Source organism: Streptococcus sp. SCPM-O-B-23252 (M501) (genome assembly GCF_058200355.1).
Map to the genome: position 1 here is coordinate 110,772 of NZ_JBYQGS010000001.1, position 16,719 is coordinate 127,490.

Annotated in this window: 15 protein-coding genes and 3 pseudogenes; 14 read left to right on the forward strand and 4 right to left on the reverse strand. The window is 41.4% G+C overall.

Annotated elements, in window-relative coordinates:
* Window position 1 precedes the first annotated feature (1 nt).
* Window positions 2–1,669 carry an alpha-glucosidase gene (locus AC3E6G_RS00490; RefSeq protein ID WP_490700252.1) on the forward strand — a complete coding sequence of 556 codons (1,668 nt, stop codon included), beginning with the start codon at window positions 2–4 and terminating at the stop codon, window positions 1,667–1,669.
* Between the two features lie 327 nt (window positions 1,670–1,996).
* Here the strand turns inward: AC3E6G_RS00490 and AC3E6G_RS00495 are convergent, their stop codons facing one another.
* Window positions 1,997–5,236 carry an LPXTG-anchored zinc carboxypeptidase gene (locus AC3E6G_RS00495; RefSeq protein ID WP_490700253.1) on the reverse strand — a complete coding sequence of 1,080 codons (3,240 nt, stop codon included), beginning with the start codon at window positions 5,234–5,236 and terminating at the stop codon, window positions 1,997–1,999.
* A gap of 156 nt (window positions 5,237–5,392) precedes the next feature.
* Window positions 5,393–6,358: an aromatic acid exporter family protein gene (locus AC3E6G_RS00500; RefSeq protein ID WP_490700254.1), complete on the reverse strand. Its 966-nt coding sequence runs from the start codon at window positions 6,356–6,358 to the stop codon at window positions 5,393–5,395.
* A gap of 104 nt (window positions 6,359–6,462) precedes the next feature.
* On the opposite strand from AC3E6G_RS00500, the gene rlmB reads away from it, so the two are divergent.
* The 5 genes from rlmB (at window position 6,463) to rpsI (ending at window position 9,607) form a co-directional block, all read left to right on the forward strand.
* Window positions 6,463–7,191 carry a 23S rRNA (guanosine(2251)-2'-O)-methyltransferase RlmB gene (gene rlmB, locus AC3E6G_RS00505; RefSeq protein ID WP_048715200.1) on the forward strand — a complete coding sequence of 243 codons (729 nt, stop codon included), beginning with the start codon at window positions 6,463–6,465 and terminating at the stop codon, window positions 7,189–7,191.
* 29 nt (window positions 7,192–7,220) lie between these two features.
* On the forward strand, window positions 7,221–7,736 hold the full coding sequence (locus tag AC3E6G_RS00510; RefSeq protein WP_411400077.1) for an NYN domain-containing protein: 516 nt from the start codon (window positions 7,221–7,223) through the stop codon (window positions 7,734–7,736).
* The gene (locus AC3E6G_RS00515; RefSeq protein WP_125374535.1) at window positions 7,733–8,596 is read left to right on the forward strand and encodes a DegV family protein; all 864 of its coding nucleotides are present in this window, start codon (window positions 7,733–7,735) and stop codon (window positions 8,594–8,596) included. The genes AC3E6G_RS00510 and AC3E6G_RS00515 overlap by 4 nt, the downstream gene beginning before the upstream one ends.
* A 153-nt stretch (window positions 8,597–8,749) precedes the next feature.
* Entirely contained in the window at window positions 8,750–9,196 is a 447-nt protein-coding gene (gene rplM / locus AC3E6G_RS00520; RefSeq protein WP_002876943.1) for a 50S ribosomal protein L13, read from the forward strand.
* 18 nt (window positions 9,197–9,214) lie between these two features.
* Window positions 9,215–9,607 (forward strand): 30S ribosomal protein S9, encoded by a 393-nt coding sequence (gene rpsI / locus AC3E6G_RS00525; protein ID WP_002893764.1) that lies wholly within the window; start codon window positions 9,215–9,217, stop codon window positions 9,605–9,607.
* Between the two features lie 109 nt (window positions 9,608–9,716).
* Here rpsI and AC3E6G_RS00530 read toward each other — a convergent pair whose 3' ends face one another.
* A complete protein-coding gene (locus AC3E6G_RS00530) occupies window positions 9,717–9,938 on the reverse strand; it encodes a tyrosine-type recombinase/integrase (protein ID WP_002893762.1) in 222 nt (73 codons plus the stop codon).
* 244 nt (window positions 9,939–10,182) lie between these two features.
* On the reverse strand, window positions 10,183–10,791 hold the full coding sequence (locus tag AC3E6G_RS00535) for a DUF1269 domain-containing protein (protein WP_002893760.1): 609 nt from the start codon (window positions 10,789–10,791) through the stop codon (window positions 10,183–10,185).
* Window positions 10,792–11,141: 350 nt separating this feature from the next.
* On the opposite strand from AC3E6G_RS00535, the pseudogene AC3E6G_RS00540 reads away from it, so the two are divergent.
* From AC3E6G_RS00540 to AC3E6G_RS00575, 8 genes and pseudogenes are all read left to right on the forward strand, one after another.
* Window positions 11,142–11,285 (forward strand): annotated as a pseudogene (locus AC3E6G_RS00540) (IS982 family transposase); the annotation flags it as partial.
* Between the two features lie 3 nt (window positions 11,286–11,288).
* Window positions 11,289–11,622, forward strand: a pseudogene (locus AC3E6G_RS00545) (diacylglycerol/lipid kinase family protein); the annotation flags it as partial.
* 148 nt (window positions 11,623–11,770) lie between these two features.
* Window positions 11,771–12,361 (forward strand): annotated as a pseudogene (locus tag AC3E6G_RS00550) (IS256 family transposase); the annotation flags it as partial.
* 180 nt (window positions 12,362–12,541) lie between these two features.
* Window positions 12,542–12,820, forward strand: a complete 279-nt coding sequence (locus tag AC3E6G_RS00555; RefSeq protein ID WP_002893755.1) for a DUF6110 family protein — start codon at window positions 12,542–12,544, stop codon at window positions 12,818–12,820.
* A 1-nt stretch (window position 12,821) separates the two neighbouring features.
* The gene (locus AC3E6G_RS00560; RefSeq protein WP_002893754.1) at window positions 12,822–14,885 is read left to right on the forward strand and encodes a heavy metal translocating P-type ATPase; all 2,064 of its coding nucleotides are present in this window, start codon (window positions 12,822–12,824) and stop codon (window positions 14,883–14,885) included.
* Between the two features lie 299 nt (window positions 14,886–15,184).
* Entirely contained in the window at window positions 15,185–15,799 is a 615-nt protein-coding gene (locus tag AC3E6G_RS00565; protein ID WP_002911684.1) for a CadD family cadmium resistance transporter, read from the forward strand.
* Between the two features lie 11 nt (window positions 15,800–15,810).
* The gene (gene cadX / locus AC3E6G_RS00570; RefSeq protein ID WP_000711078.1) at window positions 15,811–16,149 is read left to right on the forward strand and encodes a Cd(II)/Zn(II)-sensing metalloregulatory transcriptional regulator CadX; all 339 of its coding nucleotides are present in this window, start codon (window positions 15,811–15,813) and stop codon (window positions 16,147–16,149) included.
* 43 nt (window positions 16,150–16,192) lie between these two features.
* Entirely contained in the window at window positions 16,193–16,327 is a 135-nt protein-coding gene (locus AC3E6G_RS00575) for a hypothetical protein (protein ID WP_023024363.1), read from the forward strand.
* The last annotated feature ends 392 nt before the right edge of the window (window positions 16,328–16,719 follow it).

Here is a 16,719-nt window from a genome sequence, read left to right on the forward strand (position 1 = left end):
CATGGAAAAAGACTGGTGGAAGGGGAAGGTCGCTTATCAGATCTACCCAAAAAGCTTTAAAGATAGCAATGGTGATGGCGTTGGGGATTTGAAAGGAATCACGAAGAAACTCGATTACCTTCAAAACTTAGGAATTGACATTCTCTGGTTATCGCCTATTTACAAGAGTCCGTTTATTGACCAGGGCTATGATATTTCAGACTACTATGCCATTGATCCTATTTTTGGAACTATGGAAGATATGGAGGAGCTAATTGCTGAAGGTAAGAAGCGGGGCATTTCTATCATTATGGACTTGGTGGTTAACCACTGCTCCAGTCATCACGAGTGGTTCCAAAAAGCTCTATCAGATCCAGATGGCCCTTATGCAGATTACTTTTATTTCATCGAAAGTGACAAGGAACCCAACAACTGGGAAAGTTACTTTGGAGGCAGTGTCTGGGAACCAGTTCCTGGCACCAACAAATACTATCTCCATTCTTATCACAAGGATCAGCCAGACCTTAATTGGCAAAATCCTGTCTTGCGCGAAGAAATTTACAAGATGATCAACTGGTGGTTGGACAAGGGAATTGCGGGCTTTAGGATCGATGCTATTATCAATATCAAAAAAGATCTAGAATGGCGTTCGCTTCCGTCTGATCGCGAAAATGGCTTGGTCCCAGTACTGGAGTCTCTAGTGAATGCCCAATCGATTGAACCTTTCTTGCAAGAGTTAAATGAGCGAACCTTCGCCAAGTACAATGCCTTCACAGTTGGGGAAGTGTTCAATGAAACCGACGAAGAATTGCATTTCTTCATTGGAAAAGACGGTGTCTTTTCTTCTATCTTTGACTTCAAGCAAACCTGCTTAGGGCAGGAAGGAAAGGGCTGGTTTGACCATACTCTTCCAACAGCGGAAGAACTTAAGGAAAGTATTTTCCAAGCGCATGAGCGCGCAGATAGGATTGGTGTTCTCTCGACCATCATCGAAAACCACGACGAACCTCGTGGCGTGTCCCATTATATTGCGGAAGGTCCGGTAAACGATACCAGTAAAAAAGCTCTAGGAACCATTCAGGTTTTGCGTAAGGGAATTCCTTTTATCTATCAAGGCCAAGAAATTGGAATGGAAAACCAAGTCTTTGAATCGGTGGAGGATTTTGATGATATTGCGACCATCAATGGTTATCATGTTGCGAAAGAAGCTGGTTTGACCGAGGAAGAAGCCTTAGCTGCGATTGCTAAATACAGCCGGGACAATGCGCGAACACCCATGCAATGGTCGGCAGAGCCAGGATTGGGCTTTAGCGATGGGTCAGCTTGGTTGATCAGTCCCAAACCAGATGTTGCCATCAATGTGGAAGACCAGGAAAAGGATCCAAATTCTATCTTGAATTATTATCGCCAGTTGACGGCCTTGTATCGCCATCCCCTCTATGGAAATACCGTTCGGTTTGGAGATATGATTCCAGCGTATCGGGACCGTGAGAATATCATCGCCTTTGAACGCCGTGGGGACAAGCGTCTCTTGGTTGTCAGCAATTTCCAAAATCGCCAGGCCACCTTGGAGTTGCCAACTCCGATTAAAACGGTCCTTTTAAATAATACAGCAGGACTATTCCATGAAGGAGACCAAGTATTAGAATTGACCCCTTACCAAACGGTTGTGTTGGAATTGGTGGAATAAGGAGAAACTTTGCATCAGTGTTAGAAATTAATGTAGAATAGTATTTTCATTAAATATTCTGGGGAAATTTATAAAAGTTTTCTATACTTTAGAATCAGTCAAGGATAAACTGAAACTTTCCGCCGTGAGAAAAGTACTTGAAACATTAATGTTTCAAGCACTCGGGAGTTTTGGAACATTAGGTCCAAAACTAAGTCATGGAACTTCGAAGAAGTTCGCTGACGTCCGTACTCACCTAAGGAAAGTTTTGAAAGATATTTTATCTCCAAAAAGAACCTTCGCGTCTGCGAAGGTTCTTTTCATGTCATCCAAGTCTACACCTGGAACTTATTCAACTTCTTTCTTTTTCAAGAGGAGGAAGCCTCCGCTTACGGCTAGCAAGAAGCTTGAAAGAACAAAGTGTCCGGTTGAGTGATCTCCAGTTTGTGGCAATTGCGCCTTGTCTGGATTTTCTTGGAAGCTTTGTCCTACTTGGTAGCTAAGTGGATGAACGACACCAGATTCTTTTTCAACTTTAGGAGAAGCTGGTAAAGTAGTCTGAGACTGCTCTACTTTTTTCTGCTCTGCTTGATTGTAGATTGGGACTACCACCCGATCTGGTTCTTTGGCTGGTACGTAATCCATCAAGCTTGCCAACTTGCTGCCGAAGATCGCGTTGGTTACCCAGCGGAAGAAGTGGACTGGGTGTTGGCGATTGGTTGGATTTCCGGCATAGACAAAGAGTGGTTGGCCAAGAAGTTCTCCAGAGATGGCCATGACCTTATTGGCTAGGACTTCATTTTTTGGCCACCAGCCTGCAATGTAGTAGTCACTTGAAGCGATACTCATCAAGGTCTTAAAGTTGCTTGGAACCTTTTCAATCCAGTTTCCTGAGTTGGAGTAGAAGAGAGCGTTCTTCTTGTAGCCACTGGTCAGTGGGTCTTGGTCATCGATGATGGCTTTCATCAAGCCCTCGTAGTCACTGCCACCTTTAAGTTTTTCAGCGTCAAAACCTGAAAGAACTCCCAATTTTTCCAGTTTCTGCATGGCTTCCCCGCCGATGACGAGAGTTGGTTTCTTGCCGAAGATGGAGGCATCAAAGCGATTATTTTCAAGCACAATGACATCTGCTTCGTCAGGAGTATCGACGATTTGGAAACCTAATTTTTCAAGGACCAAACTAGTATGAGCAGGCGCATCTACGCCGGTCCAATCGTAGTGATAGTTTGGAGAATAGATCTTCAATGGTTTCAAGGTTGGGCCGTTTGGCACCTTGTAGAGGGCTTCGCCGTAGATGGCATAGTTTGGAAGGAGCGATGCAAAAGTATCGCGGTCAACGATGTAGCCATCATCTGTTAAGTAGACAGATTTACCTTGGGAAATCGCCTTGTTTACGGCTTGAACGGCACTGGCTGAGGTATTGGCAATGACGTAGTAAGGCGCTTTAGGATCGATCTCAGAGGTTCGAGTGGCACGGGTAGTTGTGACTTCCCCTAGTTTGCCTGTAAAAAGCCCGTCCTTGAAGACTGGTTCTGCTTTGAACCCTCTCATATCAGGGAAGTTGACGAGAAGTTCCGCATACATGGCTGCCCAGGCGGATTCGTTAGACCCTTTATAGAGGATATGGTTGGCATAGCCCCGTTTAGCTTGGGCCATATCAATGACTAAGTCCCCTTTTTTGTAGTTGCCTGTATCTTCTTTGAGTTCTTTAACGAGGACACCGTTTCGTTTGAAGTAGTCGATCATATTGAAGGCTTCTTGGGCGTCATTGTTCTTGTCGAGTCCCATTGGGATAACATAATAGTCAGGGAAGAATTTCGGACGACCATTCTTTACACGACCGACAACTTCACCAGTTGGTCCTACTAATTCATTTTCTGCTTTTGGATCTTCAATCTTGTTGAGGCCACGTAGGTAGAAGTTGAGGCGCATCTCAAGAAGCTTGTCTGGATCTTGGCTGAGGAAGTCAATTCCGCCAAGGACAGCATTACGTCCAGCATAATAGGATTCTTGGTTGGATTCTGGAATTTCAATGGTGTGGCCCAAGATGCCGTGATAGACAGCATAGACACCTGTATAACCAGAGAAGGAATCATCCCAGCCATCTCCCCAATCCAGTTTTGGAATGATGTAGCTGTCGTATTTGGAATTGGCAACCCCTGCGCGACCCATATGACGGGCATTTTCCAGCATGAGATTGGACATGAGGTCGTATTCAAAGTTCGGATCATGTGGAGGTGTTGCAGGCTCGATCAAGAATTCTTTGACAAATCCATGGATATCATAGAGAGCGATCGGATTCCATTTGTTGATCATTTGGATGACGGTGCGCACTTCTGGGTTGGTTTGGTAACTAGCATCCCGGTTTGGATCTAGTCCGTTGGCCAAGGCACGCAGGTTGAGAGCGTCCCCGTCAGGGTTTTCCGTGAAGTCAAACAAGAAGATAAATTTGTTTAAAAGAGTTGGGATGTCCAGAGTCACATTCTTGACGTTACCAGCTTCGTCTGTCGTTTTAAAAGTGACTTGATTTTCTGTAGCGAAGGTACGGAAGAGACCGGTGATGATGTCAATCCCAGGTTGTTCATCCGCATGCGTATTATGAACCAGGACAGGTAGTTTGTAATCCAAGGTCTTGTCCTTCAGAGCTGCCAACATCTCGCTTGGTTTGGTGAGGGCTTTTGGATTGGTAGATGAGAGGTAGTGGTCAATACTTGCTTGGTCCTTACTTATAATTCCCATCTTCATATCCCGTCCCTGGGCGCTCTTACCAAGAGTTTCAAGCTGAACTAGACGGTCCGTTTTGGCTTCTGCCTTTGTCTGCTCAATGGAAGCTAGCATTTCCTCGTGGGTATGGAAATCTTTATATGGACGGAAGGTTAGATTCTTGCGAATAGTCAGCCCAAGATCTGAACTAGTTCCGACTAAAGTATGCTCGCCAATATAGTTCCGATAGGTCCGACGGATATTATTAGGGCTCCGAAGGCTTAAATCTTCGCCAAAGAGTTCCTTGACCGTAAAGGTCAGATCCAAATCGTTTCCGTTTTTGTTCTCTTCAACTGTGATGAAGGGATCTTTGGACAGAGTTCCTGTCTCCATGTCCCAAGTTTTCCACTCTTCCAGTGGTTTGTCGTCCAAAGTCCAGCTAATCTTGCCAGCAGCCTGAGCTTGATCCTTAACGGTATCCGTCAGCGTTCCTTTTTCAGACATGTAAACAGGACTGTCACTAAGGCTGATAGCTGGCTCTGCGTTTGCTGCTCGCTCTGTTCCTGTGTTTTCTGGCTTAGCACTAGGGCTAGTAGTGTCTGAAGCGGTAGGAGAGGCTTCAACTGGGCTAGAAGGATTAGTTGGAGCAGTCTCTGCAGGACTTGCAGTCGCTTCTGTTGCAGGAGCCGGACTGTTAGCCTCTGTGCTTGTTGCCGGGCTAGCGTTTGTTCCCTGTGGCTTGAGGACGTTTTCGACAGGTGCGGCAGGACTAGCTGTCTCAACAGTGTCCGCAGCAACTTGGCCTTGTGCGAGGAAGGCTAAAAGGACAGCGGTAGAGAGACTGAGTGCGTTTGTGTACAAACGCTTCTTATAAGAAGAATGCATAAAGAGACCTCCTTTGTTCTTTGCATGTATGCACCTCTATCATAACACTTTATGACAGCGCTTTCAATATATATGGAAGTTTTTCTCTTGAAATTCGTTACAGATTGATGGCAAAGAAAAGAGCTGGGAAAATCTTCCCAGTCTCTAAAGAAGGGTTTATGCTTGAAGTTCCTTCTGGTAGGTTTGATAGAATTCCACCTTAATGGAGATGAAGGTTTCAAGATCACGGAGGAGTTGCAGAAGGGTCGCTCGGGTTTCAAATTCTTGACGTGATCGAGGAAGAGGTCGCTCACGAAAGACTGCTAGATAGCGGTTGATTTCGTCAAGTAGGAATTGGGCTGGATTTTCTTGACTGAGCTGGCTGGCTGTTTTAGCAAAGAGTTGGGCCAAAATAAGACTCTCGCTCGCAGCTAATTGGCAGTTGTTTACATTATTGGCCATGTCCCGCAGGATATTATTTTGGCGCTTGCGCATCTCAAAATAGTGGATATGGTAGTTGGTCTGATGGAAGAGGTGGTTGGAATGGTCTAAATAGACTAAATCGAGAGCTTCTTTTAAGATGGTATCTAGCTCACGAATCAAGCTAGCATCGTTGCTCCCGTCTCCTTTTCCTAGAAACTCTGCAAAGCGATAGAGAATCTTCTTGAGTTGCTCCTCGACAATTTCATGATAGCGATCAATTTCTTCCTGTCGAGAAGGCATATAGAGATTGGCTAGGAGGGCAAAGCTGGTTCCGATTAGGAAAATAGCCACTTCATTTCCCAATAAAGAAAGGGAAGTGGATTTTTCTAGCAGGAGATGGGTAACCAGGACAGAGCTGGGCGTGATACCAATTTCCCAGCCTTGTAGGAAAGCAAGGGGAACATAGGTGGCCAGATAAAAACCAAGAGCCCAGAGATTGAAGCCGAGAATCTGAAAGGCTAAGCTTCCAAGGAGGAGAGCAAGAAGCATGGACATAAAGCGATTATAGGCTAGTTTGGCGGTACTTCGACGGGTATCGGTGATGCTGAGGATGGCAATGATCCCCGCAGAGGTGGCATAGCTCAAGCCAAGAAACTCTGCAAGCAAGATGGCCAAACAGGTGGCGAGAACCATCTTGATGGTTCGGTGAATAAGTGGCATAATGCTGATTCTTTCCTTTTTCTAAACTAGTTTCATTATACCACAAGCAAAGTGGCCTACTCCAAATGTTTCACCAGATATGGCAATTGTGTTATACTAGTTTCATGGAAAAAAACGATATTGTTTATGGCGTTCATGCCGTTACAGAAGCACTAGTCGCAAATACAGGAAATAAATTGTATATCCAGGATGATTTGCGTGGAAAAAATGTTGAAAAAATCAAGGATCTGGCAGCGGAAAAAAAGGTCTCTATTTCTTGGACCCCTAAGAAGACCTTGCAAGAAATGACAGAAGGAGCTGTCCACCAAGGTTTTGTCCTGCGAGTTTCGGAATTTGCCTATACGGACTTGACTGAAATCTTGACCCAGGTAGCTGATCAAGACAATCCCTTGCTCTTGATTTTGGATGGCTTGACTGATCCGCATAACTTGGGATCCATTCTCCGAACAGCTGATGCGACCCAAGTGGCGGGAGTCATCATTCCCAAGCACCGTGCTGTTGGGGTGACTCCTGTTGTTGCCAAGACCTCAACTGGGGCAGTGGAGCATGTCCCCATTGCCCGGGTGACCAACCTTAGCCAAACTTTGGATAAGCTCAAAGAAGCAGGTTTTTGGATCTTCGGAACCGATATGAATGGAACGCCTTCTCACAAATGGAATACCAGTGGGAAGCTAGCCCTCATTATTGGCAACGAAGGCAAGGGCATTTCAGCCAATATAAAAAAACAAGTGGATGAAATGATTACTATTCCTATGCAGGGGCATGTCCAAAGTCTGAATGCCAGTGTCGCAGCAGCGATCCTCATGTATGAGGTCTTTCGCAATAAATTATAATAGAAGAAATCAAAGGAAGGGGGCAATCCATGAAAGAAAAGATTTTGTTAGTGGACGGCTACAACATGATTGCCTTCTGGCAGGAGACCCGGCAGCTCTTTAAGAAAAGTGAGCTCGATGCTGCACGAACGATCCTCCTAGAGAAGCTAAGTCACTATGCTAGCTTTGAAGGCATTCGCGTGATTTGTGTCTTTGATGCCCAATACATGCCAGGGATTCGCCAGACCTATGAAGAATTTCAGGTCCAAGTGGTCTTCACTGCAGAGGAGGAGACCGCCGATGACTACATTGAACGCTTGGCAGCAGAGCTCAATACACCCCTCCACCAAGTATCAGTCGCGACGAGTGACTTGAATGAGCAATGGACGGTCTTTGCTCAAGGAGCACTTCGGGTGTCGGCACGTGAGCTAGAGAAGAGAGTCGCCGTTGTCAAAGCCGACTTGAACCAGGCGCGAGGAGCTGTCAACGATCAAAAACCACCGATACGGCCTTTTGACCTAGAGGGCCTACGTCAACTACAAAAAGAGATGGGAGCAAGTAAATGACCTTTAAAATTTTAACAGATTCAACTGCAGATTTAGATGAAACATGGGCAAAGGAGCATGATGTAGAGATCGTCGGTTTGTCGATCCAAATCGATGGTACTCATTATGAGACAGTAGGTCCAGATAAACTGACCAGCCCCCAATTATTAGCAGAGATGCAAAAGGGTGCTAAACCAACGACCAGTCAGGTCAATGTTGGGCAATTCCAAGAGATTTTCAAAGGCTACGCTCAACGCAAGGAAAATCTCCTCTATATCGCCTTTTCTTCAGTTTTGTCAGGGACCTACCAGAGTGCGGTCATGGCAAGAGACTTGGTCCTTGAAGACTACCCAGAAGCTGTCATCGAAATCATCGATCCAAAAGCTGCAGGGATTGGAGAAGGCTACTTGTCTATGCTAGCAGTTGAGGCGCGTGATACCGGTAAGAGTTTGGATCAAGTTAAGGAAGAACTGCTGGAAATCGCTCCTAAGTTGCGGACCTATTTCTTGGTGGATGATCTCTACCATCTTATGCGCGGGGGACGCCTTTCTAAGAGTTCAGCCATCGTCGGAAGTTTGGTCAATATCAAACCCCTTCTTTGGATTGATGAAGAAGGCAAGTTAGCTCCAATCGCTAAGGTACGTGGACGTAAAAAAGCTATGCGGGAAATGCTTTCTCTGATCCAGGAAGATATCGGTCACAGCACAGCCTTGGTTTCCTATACAGATGATTTGGCAGGAGCAGAGGAGCTCAAGGATCAATTGTTGGAGAATCCAGCTATCTCCCAAGTCTTGATCATGCCACTAGGTCCCGTCATTGCTGCTCACGTCGGTCCTAATTCTCTCATCGGCTTTGTTATAGGAAAAGAAAATCGCAAATAATTTTTTAAATTGGTTGACTTTTATCTTAAAAATTTGATACAATAGTAGGCGGTATTGTTTACCCCATTTGTAAGGCCCCGGAACCTTTCAAATAACTTGCGGACCGGAACATCCGCCCTGTAAACAAAAACGATATTCATAATAGGAGAAATCATGAACAAAACTACATTCATGGCTAAACCAGGCCAAGTAGAACGCAAATGGTACGTTGTTGACGCAACTGATGTACCTCTTGGACGCCTTTCAGCAGTTGTTGCAAGCGTGCTTCGCGGAAAAAACAAACCAACATTCACACCTCACACTGATACAGGTGACTTCGTAATCGTTATCAATGCTGAAAAAGTTAAATTGACTGGTAAAAAAGCAACTGATAAGATCTACTACACTCACTCAAACCACCCAGGTGGATTGAAATCAATCTCTGCTGGTGAACTTCGTTCTAAAAATGCAGTTCGTTTGATTGAGAAATCAGTTAAAGGTATGCTTCCACACAATACTCTTGGCCGCGCTCAAGGTATGAAATTGAAAGTATTCGTTGGAGCTGAGCACACTCACGCTGCACAACAACCAGAAGTTCTTGATATTTCAGGACTTATCTAAGGAAAGGAACAATAAAGTATGTCACAAGCACAATATGCAGGTACTGGACGTCGTAAAAACGCTGTTGCACGCGTTCGCCTTGTTCCAGGAACTGGTAAAATCACTGTTAACAAAAAAGATGTTGAAGAGTACATCCCACACGCTGACCTTCGTCTTGTAATCAACCAACCATTCGCAGTTACTTCAACTGCAGGTTCATACGACGTTTTCGTTAACGTTGTAGGTGGTGGTTACGCTGGTCAAGCAGGAGCTATCCGTCACGGTATCGCTCGTGCCCTTCTTCAAGTAGACCCAGACTTCCGCGATTCATTGAAACGCGCAGGACTTCTTACACGTGACTCACGTAAAGTTGAACGTAAGAAACCAGGTCTTAAGAAAGCTCGTAAAGCATCACAATTCTCAAAACGTTAATCAATACGATTATATCAACGTTTACAGACATTCAAGAATTATTTCTTGGATGTCTTTTTTGTTTCAAAAAATCAAAGTTCACCCCAAAATTCACCCCATATTCACCCCATCAATTTTTTAAACTACGAAAAGCAATATCACCTACAGTCTGATTGACTTTATCTTTGATATTAACGTAAGTTTTTGTAATCTCTTTATCACTATGAGTAAGAGCTTCTGAGAAGGCTTCAAGAGAAACACCTGCTTGTTTAGCAAGAGTAGCACCAGTATGTCTTAGTTTGTGTGGTGATGCTGGTGCTAATTCGGGATGTCTTCGTCTGACTGATTTCATCTTGATAAAACTTAAAATTTTTCTAATTATAACGAAGCATAGTCAAAAAGCTATGACCTCTATATTCACAAAAAAATCCAGACCAATACTAGTCCAGATTTCTTGTCTATTAAACATTCTTTTCAAAGAATGGAAGAACGGCTGTAACGGCTTTGTCAACGCAATTATTTAACTGTGAGAATCCGACGCACATAAATTTTAAATGGTGTCTCAGTCACATTTAAATTTATGAGACGCTTAGACGTTAGGCTTTCAATTTGTCAAATTTTGCTTTGACATTTGCCTTGAATTCTTCAAGTTTAGCCTTGCGTTCGGCTTTACGTTCAGCCTTCATTTGTGCACGTGCCTGGTTGTAGAGGTCTTCTTGGACTTGCAGAGCTGCTTCGATTTCGGCTACGACGGTTGCTACATCCCAACGCACGATTTGGGTGTCGTACTTGGTGAAGTAAGCATCGATGACTGCTTCGTTGTTTTCTTGCACCAAGGCGACAACGGCTGTTTCGCCGTCGATCAATTTTTGAGACACAACGTCAATCAAGCCAGCTTCTGCCGTATCAACGGTATCACCAGCAGCCAAACCATAGAGGCTGCCAATACCATAACCAAACAAGACGCCGATAGGACCACCCAAAAGCCCGATAACTGCACCGAGCAAGCCACCTTCTAGGGTTGCATCCGTCGTTGAATCTTCAAAGTCATAGCGTTCTTTTTCAACGATGTGACCGTTTTCATTTTTGACCAAGGCGATTTGAGCAACCTTGGTCGTCTGAGTTTGGCGGAAAGCCTTCAAATCCGCAAAGGACTGATAAGCTTCGCTTTCAGTGTTAAAGACTGAAACTACTAGGTTTTCCATAGTTAGTACCTCTTTTCTAAATATATACGTTCATTATAATACAGTTTCAATCACTTTTCAATCATTTTAGTGCGACATTTTAATTGATATGTCGCGTTTATCAGCGTCAAAGAACAGTTTCAGGCAGCGGTATATCTTTGCCATATCCCAGCCCAGACACTCTGGCGACTCTGAGTGATTATCAAGAAAGGCGTCCAGCAACATCTTAAAGCCTCCCGTGCAAAAAGTAAATAAATAGTGTTTTTCCTGTATGCCTGTCACACGGCTAAAAGACCGCTTGACCAAATCTTCCAGAAAATTATAGCAGATATTATGTACCAGCTCTGTGTAGCGAGTCTGATGAGCGTGCCGAATCACATCGACACTTTTATAGAATCTGCCAACTGTTTCCTTATGGTCGAATCCTTGAAAGAAGTCGCTTTATTCGTCGGTCAAGACAATTAATTTGGCTGGTGCAACTGATTCGCCAAGCTATGAACAAGCAATTATTACCTTTTGAAAGCAAAAATGGCAATTATGAAGGTGAAGCTACTCAGGTCTTAGTTCTTCTATCCAATTACTATGCAGACAAAAAACTATTTGATGAAAATACAGATGAATATGGAAATATCTTGATTTTAAAGGATTCATCCATCATTTCTAAATTATCGGCTATCCCAGATTTATTAAAAAGGGGATCTAGTAGGTAACAATAATATCGAATATATCAAAGTACGCAATATTAGGATTTCTTCAGAGGTTGAGTTAGAGTCAGATGTTGATGGGGATAAGTCGGATAATCTGCCAATAGATATAAAAATACTAGAAAACAGGCTTGAAAAAGGCTCGTAAAGCTAGCCAGTTCTCTAAACGTTAATTCGTTGCTGGACAGCAGAATACAAACGAAAACACTTTGCATCTTGCAAGGTGTTTTTTTCTATGAGAACTGGCGGTGCGCAATTAGGATAGCTCTAGCGACTTTAGTCGCATAGAGATATGCTATGCACAGTTGCCTCAAGAAAACAATGCTTCTTGGTCCACCCTGTTAGACAAGCTTCAAAACCAAGGAATCCAACAGATTTCTCTTGTAGTTACAGATGGCTTTAAGGGGCTTGAGCAGATTATCAGTCAGGCTCACCCATTAGCTAAACAACAATGTTGCTTAATTCATATTAGTCGAAATCTAGCTAGTAAAGTGAAACGAGCAGATAGAGCGGTTATTCTGGGGCAATTTATAATGATTTATCGTGCTGAAAATTTAGAAATGGCAGGACAAGCTTTAGAGGACTTTCTCGCCGAATGGAAACCAAAGTATAGGAAAGTCATGGAAAGTCTGGAGAAGACGGATAATCTTTTAACTTTTTATCAGTTTCCCTACCAGATTTGGCACAGCATGTATTCGACAAACCTCATTGAGTCTCTTAACAAAGAAATCAAACATCAAACGAAAAAGAAGGTTCTTTTTCCTAATGAGGAGGCTCTGGAACGTTACTTAGTTACGTTGTTTGAAGATTATAATTTCAAGCAAAGTCAACGAATCCATAAAGGGTTTGGTCAATGTTCTGATACACTTGAAAGCTTATTTAATTAACACTCCGTAACTCTACTTAAGTGTTTACACATAATTATTGACAGTATCAAAAAATAAAGTATATTGTTTTCATCATAATATAATTAAATATCAGTATAGAGAATTTTATCTATATATCAGATATCAGCAATTGCTTTTGCTGTCATTTTTCGCTACAATAGTTACAAGGAGGAAATAAACATGTTAAAAGAAGTATTAAACGTCGCAAAAGTTGCGAAAAAATCATCTCTCTTCTTAGGAGGGGTAGCATTTGGGACGCTTGGCTTGAAAGTCTTAGCAAGTAAAGAAGCTAAGAAAGGCTATTCTAAGGCCTTGGCTAAAGCTTACAAATTGAAAGATGGACTGGATGCATCTGTTTCTGTTGTAAAACAACACGGTGATGATGTTTTACAAGACGCTAAATATTTATACGAACAGGAAAAGAAAGAAGAACAATTAGATAGCCTGACAGGTGAATAATATGTCTTTTAAAGTGCTACACAGAGGATATCAACATATCCGATTATCGTCCTCGTTTTCACTGACCTTGGATATTCAAGATTATCTTCGTTCCTTGGCTAAAGATGAAAAAGGGATCGACTCTATTCAGTTTTATATGGATCAGCAGCACTTTACTCTACGTATGAAAGAAGGCTTCTCTGTATTAGAAAATGCAGAGGCCTTTTTAAAAAAAATTGACAAGGGGAAAGTTTCGGACTTGATGACTCTTCCCATTCGTAGAGAAGAGAGTGCTTATTCAATTGTATCGGGTGCAGCGATTAAGCGTTTGCTGTTTCGAAGTTTTGTACCCTACCCTATTCGTTATATTTGGACTTGTTATCAGGCTTTGGGTTATGTCAAAGAAGCCTATCAAACTTTAGCGCGCAAGGAACTAACCATGGAGGTCTTGGACTGTTCGGCCATTTTGTTGTCCTTGTTTATGAACCAATCCAAGACAGCTAGCAACATCATGTTTATGCTTGATTTGGGTAATCATCTGGATCAGTGGTCTTTAAAAAAAACAGCAACAGATTTGGAACAAAGCCTTCTTGCTAAAGAAAGTGATGTTTTCTTAGTGCGGGGAGACATGGTCATCAGCATCAAGAGTTCTGATGTTCAAGTAGGTGATGTATTAGTTGTCTCCCAAGGGAATGAAATCTTGTTTGACGGCCAAGTGGTTTCAGGATTAGGCATGGTCAATGAGAGTTCCTTGACTGGAGAGAGCTTCCCTGTTGAAAAGAAAGAGGGAGATTCTGTATGTGCGAATACTGTTTTGGAAACAGGAGAGTTAAGAATTCGTGTGACTGATAATCAGATAAACAGTCGTATTTTGCAACTCATCAATCTGATGAAAAAATCTGAAGAGAGTAAGAAGACAAAACAACGTCATTTTATTAGGATGGCAGACAAGGTTGTAAAATATAACTTCTTAGGTGCTGGTTTGACTTATCTGTTAACAGGTTCGTTTTCAAAAGCCATTTCCTTTTTATTGGTGGATTTTTCATGTGCTCTAAAAATATCCACACCTGTAGCCTACCTTACGGCCATAAAGGAAGGTCTAAATCGAGAAATGGTTATTAAAGATGGTGATGTATTAGAAAAATATCTGGAAGTGGATACTTTCTTGTTTGATAAAACGGGTACCATCACGACGAGTTATCCTTTGGTTGAAAAGGTTCTTCCTTTCGGAGATTATACTGAGAAAGATATTTTAAGAATAAGTGCATGTTTGGAGGAACATATCTATCATCCTATTGCCAATGCAATTGTTAAACAAGCTGAAATTGAAGGCATTGAACACGAAGAAATGCATGGCAAGCTTCAGTATGTTGCAAGCAAAGGGATTAAATCGCAAATTGATGGTCAATCGGTTGTCATTGGAAATTATGTACTAATGCAAGACGAACAGGTAAGAATTAGTTCTGAGCAGCTGGCCTTGATTGAGCAATATAAGACTCATTACAATTTATTGTTTTTGGCTTATAAGAAAGAATTAATTGGGATGTTTTGTATCCACACTCCCTTGAGAAGCGAGGCGAAAGTTGCATTGAAAAAGCTAAAGCGCCAAGGGAAAAAACTGATTCTGGCAACTGGTGATACGTTGGCTAGAACAGAAGAGTTGGTTAAAGATCTGCCATTTGACAACGTTTATACTGATTTAAAACCAGATGGTAAGTTTCAGTTGGTTCAGGAATTACAGAAAGCTGGCCGAACTATTTTGATGGTTGGAGACGGGTTAAACGACTCTGCTGCCTTGACGCTTGCAGATATTGGGGTTGTGATGAATGAAAGTGCTGATATTTCTAAGCAGATGAGTGATATTTTATTATTAGATAATCGTTTAGATTTCTTCGAGGAATTGAATTCTTTATCTGAATCGTTGCAGAAATTAATTCAAAGAAATATTCAAGAAACAGTTGTAATAAATGGAAGTTTAATTGGATTTGGGTTGTTAAATTGGTTAAGCCCATCTAATCTTTCGATATTGCACAATCTGACTACTTTAAGAATCGTCCTTCGTAGTCTTTCTATTAAAAGTAGGTAAGAGACCGAGAAGCTGAGGTTATAAAAACTAAAAGGAGTTGTCTCATTTGAGAATAACGGCTCTTTGTCAACTGTAGTGGGTTGATGGAAAATTATACCCTGGAGAGGACCAAATTGGTTCTCTCCTTTTAAATATTGAAAAAACCATTGGCAGTGGACATACTTTAAGACTATATATTTCTGAAACTAGTTTCACAATACAAATATTGACATGCAATTATTAATTGGTGGATTTTAAGTTGACATCTACAAAGGTTAATGTTAGAATACATTCAAAAATATATTTGAATGAGGTGTTTTATGATTCAAAATATTGTTACTTCAATAATCCTGTATTCTGGGACAGCCGTAGACTTACTTATTATCCTAATGTTATTTTTTGCCAAAAGAAAAAGCAGAAAGGACATCATTAACATCTATTTAGGACAATTTCTAGGCTCTGTTAGTCTAATATTCCTAAGTTTGCTTTTTGCATTTGTCTTAAATTATATTCCTAGTAAAGAGATTTTAGGTTTACTCGGTTTGATTCCAATTTTCCTAGGCCTCAAAGTTTTGCTTTTAGGAGATTCTGATGGAGAAGCTATTGCAAAAGATGGTTTGCGAAAAGACAATAAAAACCTGATTTTTCTAGTCGCTATGATTACTTTTGCAAGTTGTGGCGCTGACAATATTGGTGTCTTTGTCCCATATTTTACCACCTTAAATTTAGCGAATTTGATAGTGACTTTACTTACTTTTCTAGTCATGATTTATCTCTTGGTTTTTTCTGCCCAAAAATTAGCACAAGTCCCTTCTGTTGGAGAAACTTTGGAAAAATATAGCAGATGGTTTATTGCCGTTGTCTATTTAGGATTGGGGATGTATATCCTGATTGAAAACAACAGCTTTGACATGCTATGGGCTGTGTTAGGCTAGGAGAAAAAATTATGAAAAAAGATAGTATCTGTCAAGTGGATGTTATAAATCAACAAAATGTTACAACCGCAACGAACTACCTTGAAAAGGAAAAAGTCCAAAAATCACTTCGCATTTTATCAAAATTTACCGATAATAAACAGATAAATATCATCTTTTATCTCCTTGCCGTCGAAGAACTCTGTGTCTGCGATATAGCCTGTTTATTAAATCTCAGTATGGCATCTGCCTCCCACCATCTTCGTAAACTAGCCAATCAAAACATCTTGGACACTAGAAGAGAGGGGAAAATTATATATTATTTTATAAAAGATGAGGAAATCAGAGATTTTTTTAATCAACTAGGATAACAACTATTTTTACTACTTTTCCATGATTATAGGGAGATTATATATGAAATTTTTTGATGAAAATTACTCACAAGAAATACCTACTCGTATTAAATGTTTAAGAAAAAAGTATAATTTAAAGCAAAGCGACCTAGGTAATGCAGGTCAAGTTAGGCAAATTGAAAAGGGAGAAATTTGAAAGAATTTGTATCTTTTATTTTTTGTTTCATTTATGCCCTATGCTACTGGAATAGTTAGTAGTCATTTCATGAATCATACGGCACAGCTCTTTTATGGACTGATCGTTATTGTTTCAACGGTAGCAAACTGTTTTTTACATAAAGTAATTGATAAACCCAATATAGATCAGAAAGAATTACTTGAAGCTACCGCACAATATAGGAAGTTATTGATACCTGACCTAATAATTAAAGGAGTGGGATTGATTCTATCCTTAATTGTCTATCCTCTGATTATGATGTATAGTGTTTTAATTGCGGCATTTTACATCATAACTTTAAAAACACTATCCGAAAAAAGAGTGAATAACTAAAAAACGGTGACCAAAGTTAGGTGTATTATTTTAATGCT

Coding starts and splice junctions, on each gene's coding strand:
- AC3E6G_RS00490 (WP_490700252.1), top strand. CDS start 2: ATGGAAAAAGACTGGTGGAAGGGGAAGGTCGCTTATCAGATCTACCCA.
- AC3E6G_RS00495 (WP_490700253.1), bottom strand. CDS start 5,236: ATGCATTCTTCTTATAAGAAGCGTTTGTACACAAACGCACTCAGTCTC.
- AC3E6G_RS00500 (WP_490700254.1), bottom strand. CDS start 6,358: ATGCCACTTATTCACCGAACCATCAAGATGGTTCTCGCCACCTGTTTG.
- rlmB (WP_048715200.1), top strand. CDS start 6,463: ATGGAAAAAAACGATATTGTTTATGGCGTTCATGCCGTTACAGAAGCA.
- AC3E6G_RS00510 (WP_411400077.1), top strand. CDS start 7,221: ATGAAAGAAAAGATTTTGTTAGTGGACGGCTACAACATGATTGCCTTC.
- AC3E6G_RS00515 (WP_125374535.1), top strand. CDS start 7,733: ATGACCTTTAAAATTTTAACAGATTCAACTGCAGATTTAGATGAAACA.
- rplM (WP_002876943.1), top strand. CDS start 8,750: ATGAACAAAACTACATTCATGGCTAAACCAGGCCAAGTAGAACGCAAA.
- rpsI (WP_002893764.1), top strand. CDS start 9,215: ATGTCACAAGCACAATATGCAGGTACTGGACGTCGTAAAAACGCTGTT.
- AC3E6G_RS00530 (WP_002893762.1), bottom strand. CDS start 9,938: ATGAAATCAGTCAGACGAAGACATCCCGAATTAGCACCAGCATCACCA.
- AC3E6G_RS00535 (WP_002893760.1), bottom strand. CDS start 10,791: ATGGAAAACCTAGTAGTTTCAGTCTTTAACACTGAAAGCGAAGCTTAT.
- AC3E6G_RS00555 (WP_002893755.1), top strand. CDS start 12,542: ATGTTAAAAGAAGTATTAAACGTCGCAAAAGTTGCGAAAAAATCATCT.
- AC3E6G_RS00560 (WP_002893754.1), top strand. CDS start 12,822: ATGTCTTTTAAAGTGCTACACAGAGGATATCAACATATCCGATTATCG.
- AC3E6G_RS00565 (WP_002911684.1), top strand. CDS start 15,185: ATGATTCAAAATATTGTTACTTCAATAATCCTGTATTCTGGGACAGCC.
- cadX (WP_000711078.1), top strand. CDS start 15,811: ATGAAAAAAGATAGTATCTGTCAAGTGGATGTTATAAATCAACAAAAT.
- AC3E6G_RS00575 (WP_023024363.1), top strand. CDS start 16,193: ATGAAATTTTTTGATGAAAATTACTCACAAGAAATACCTACTCGTATT.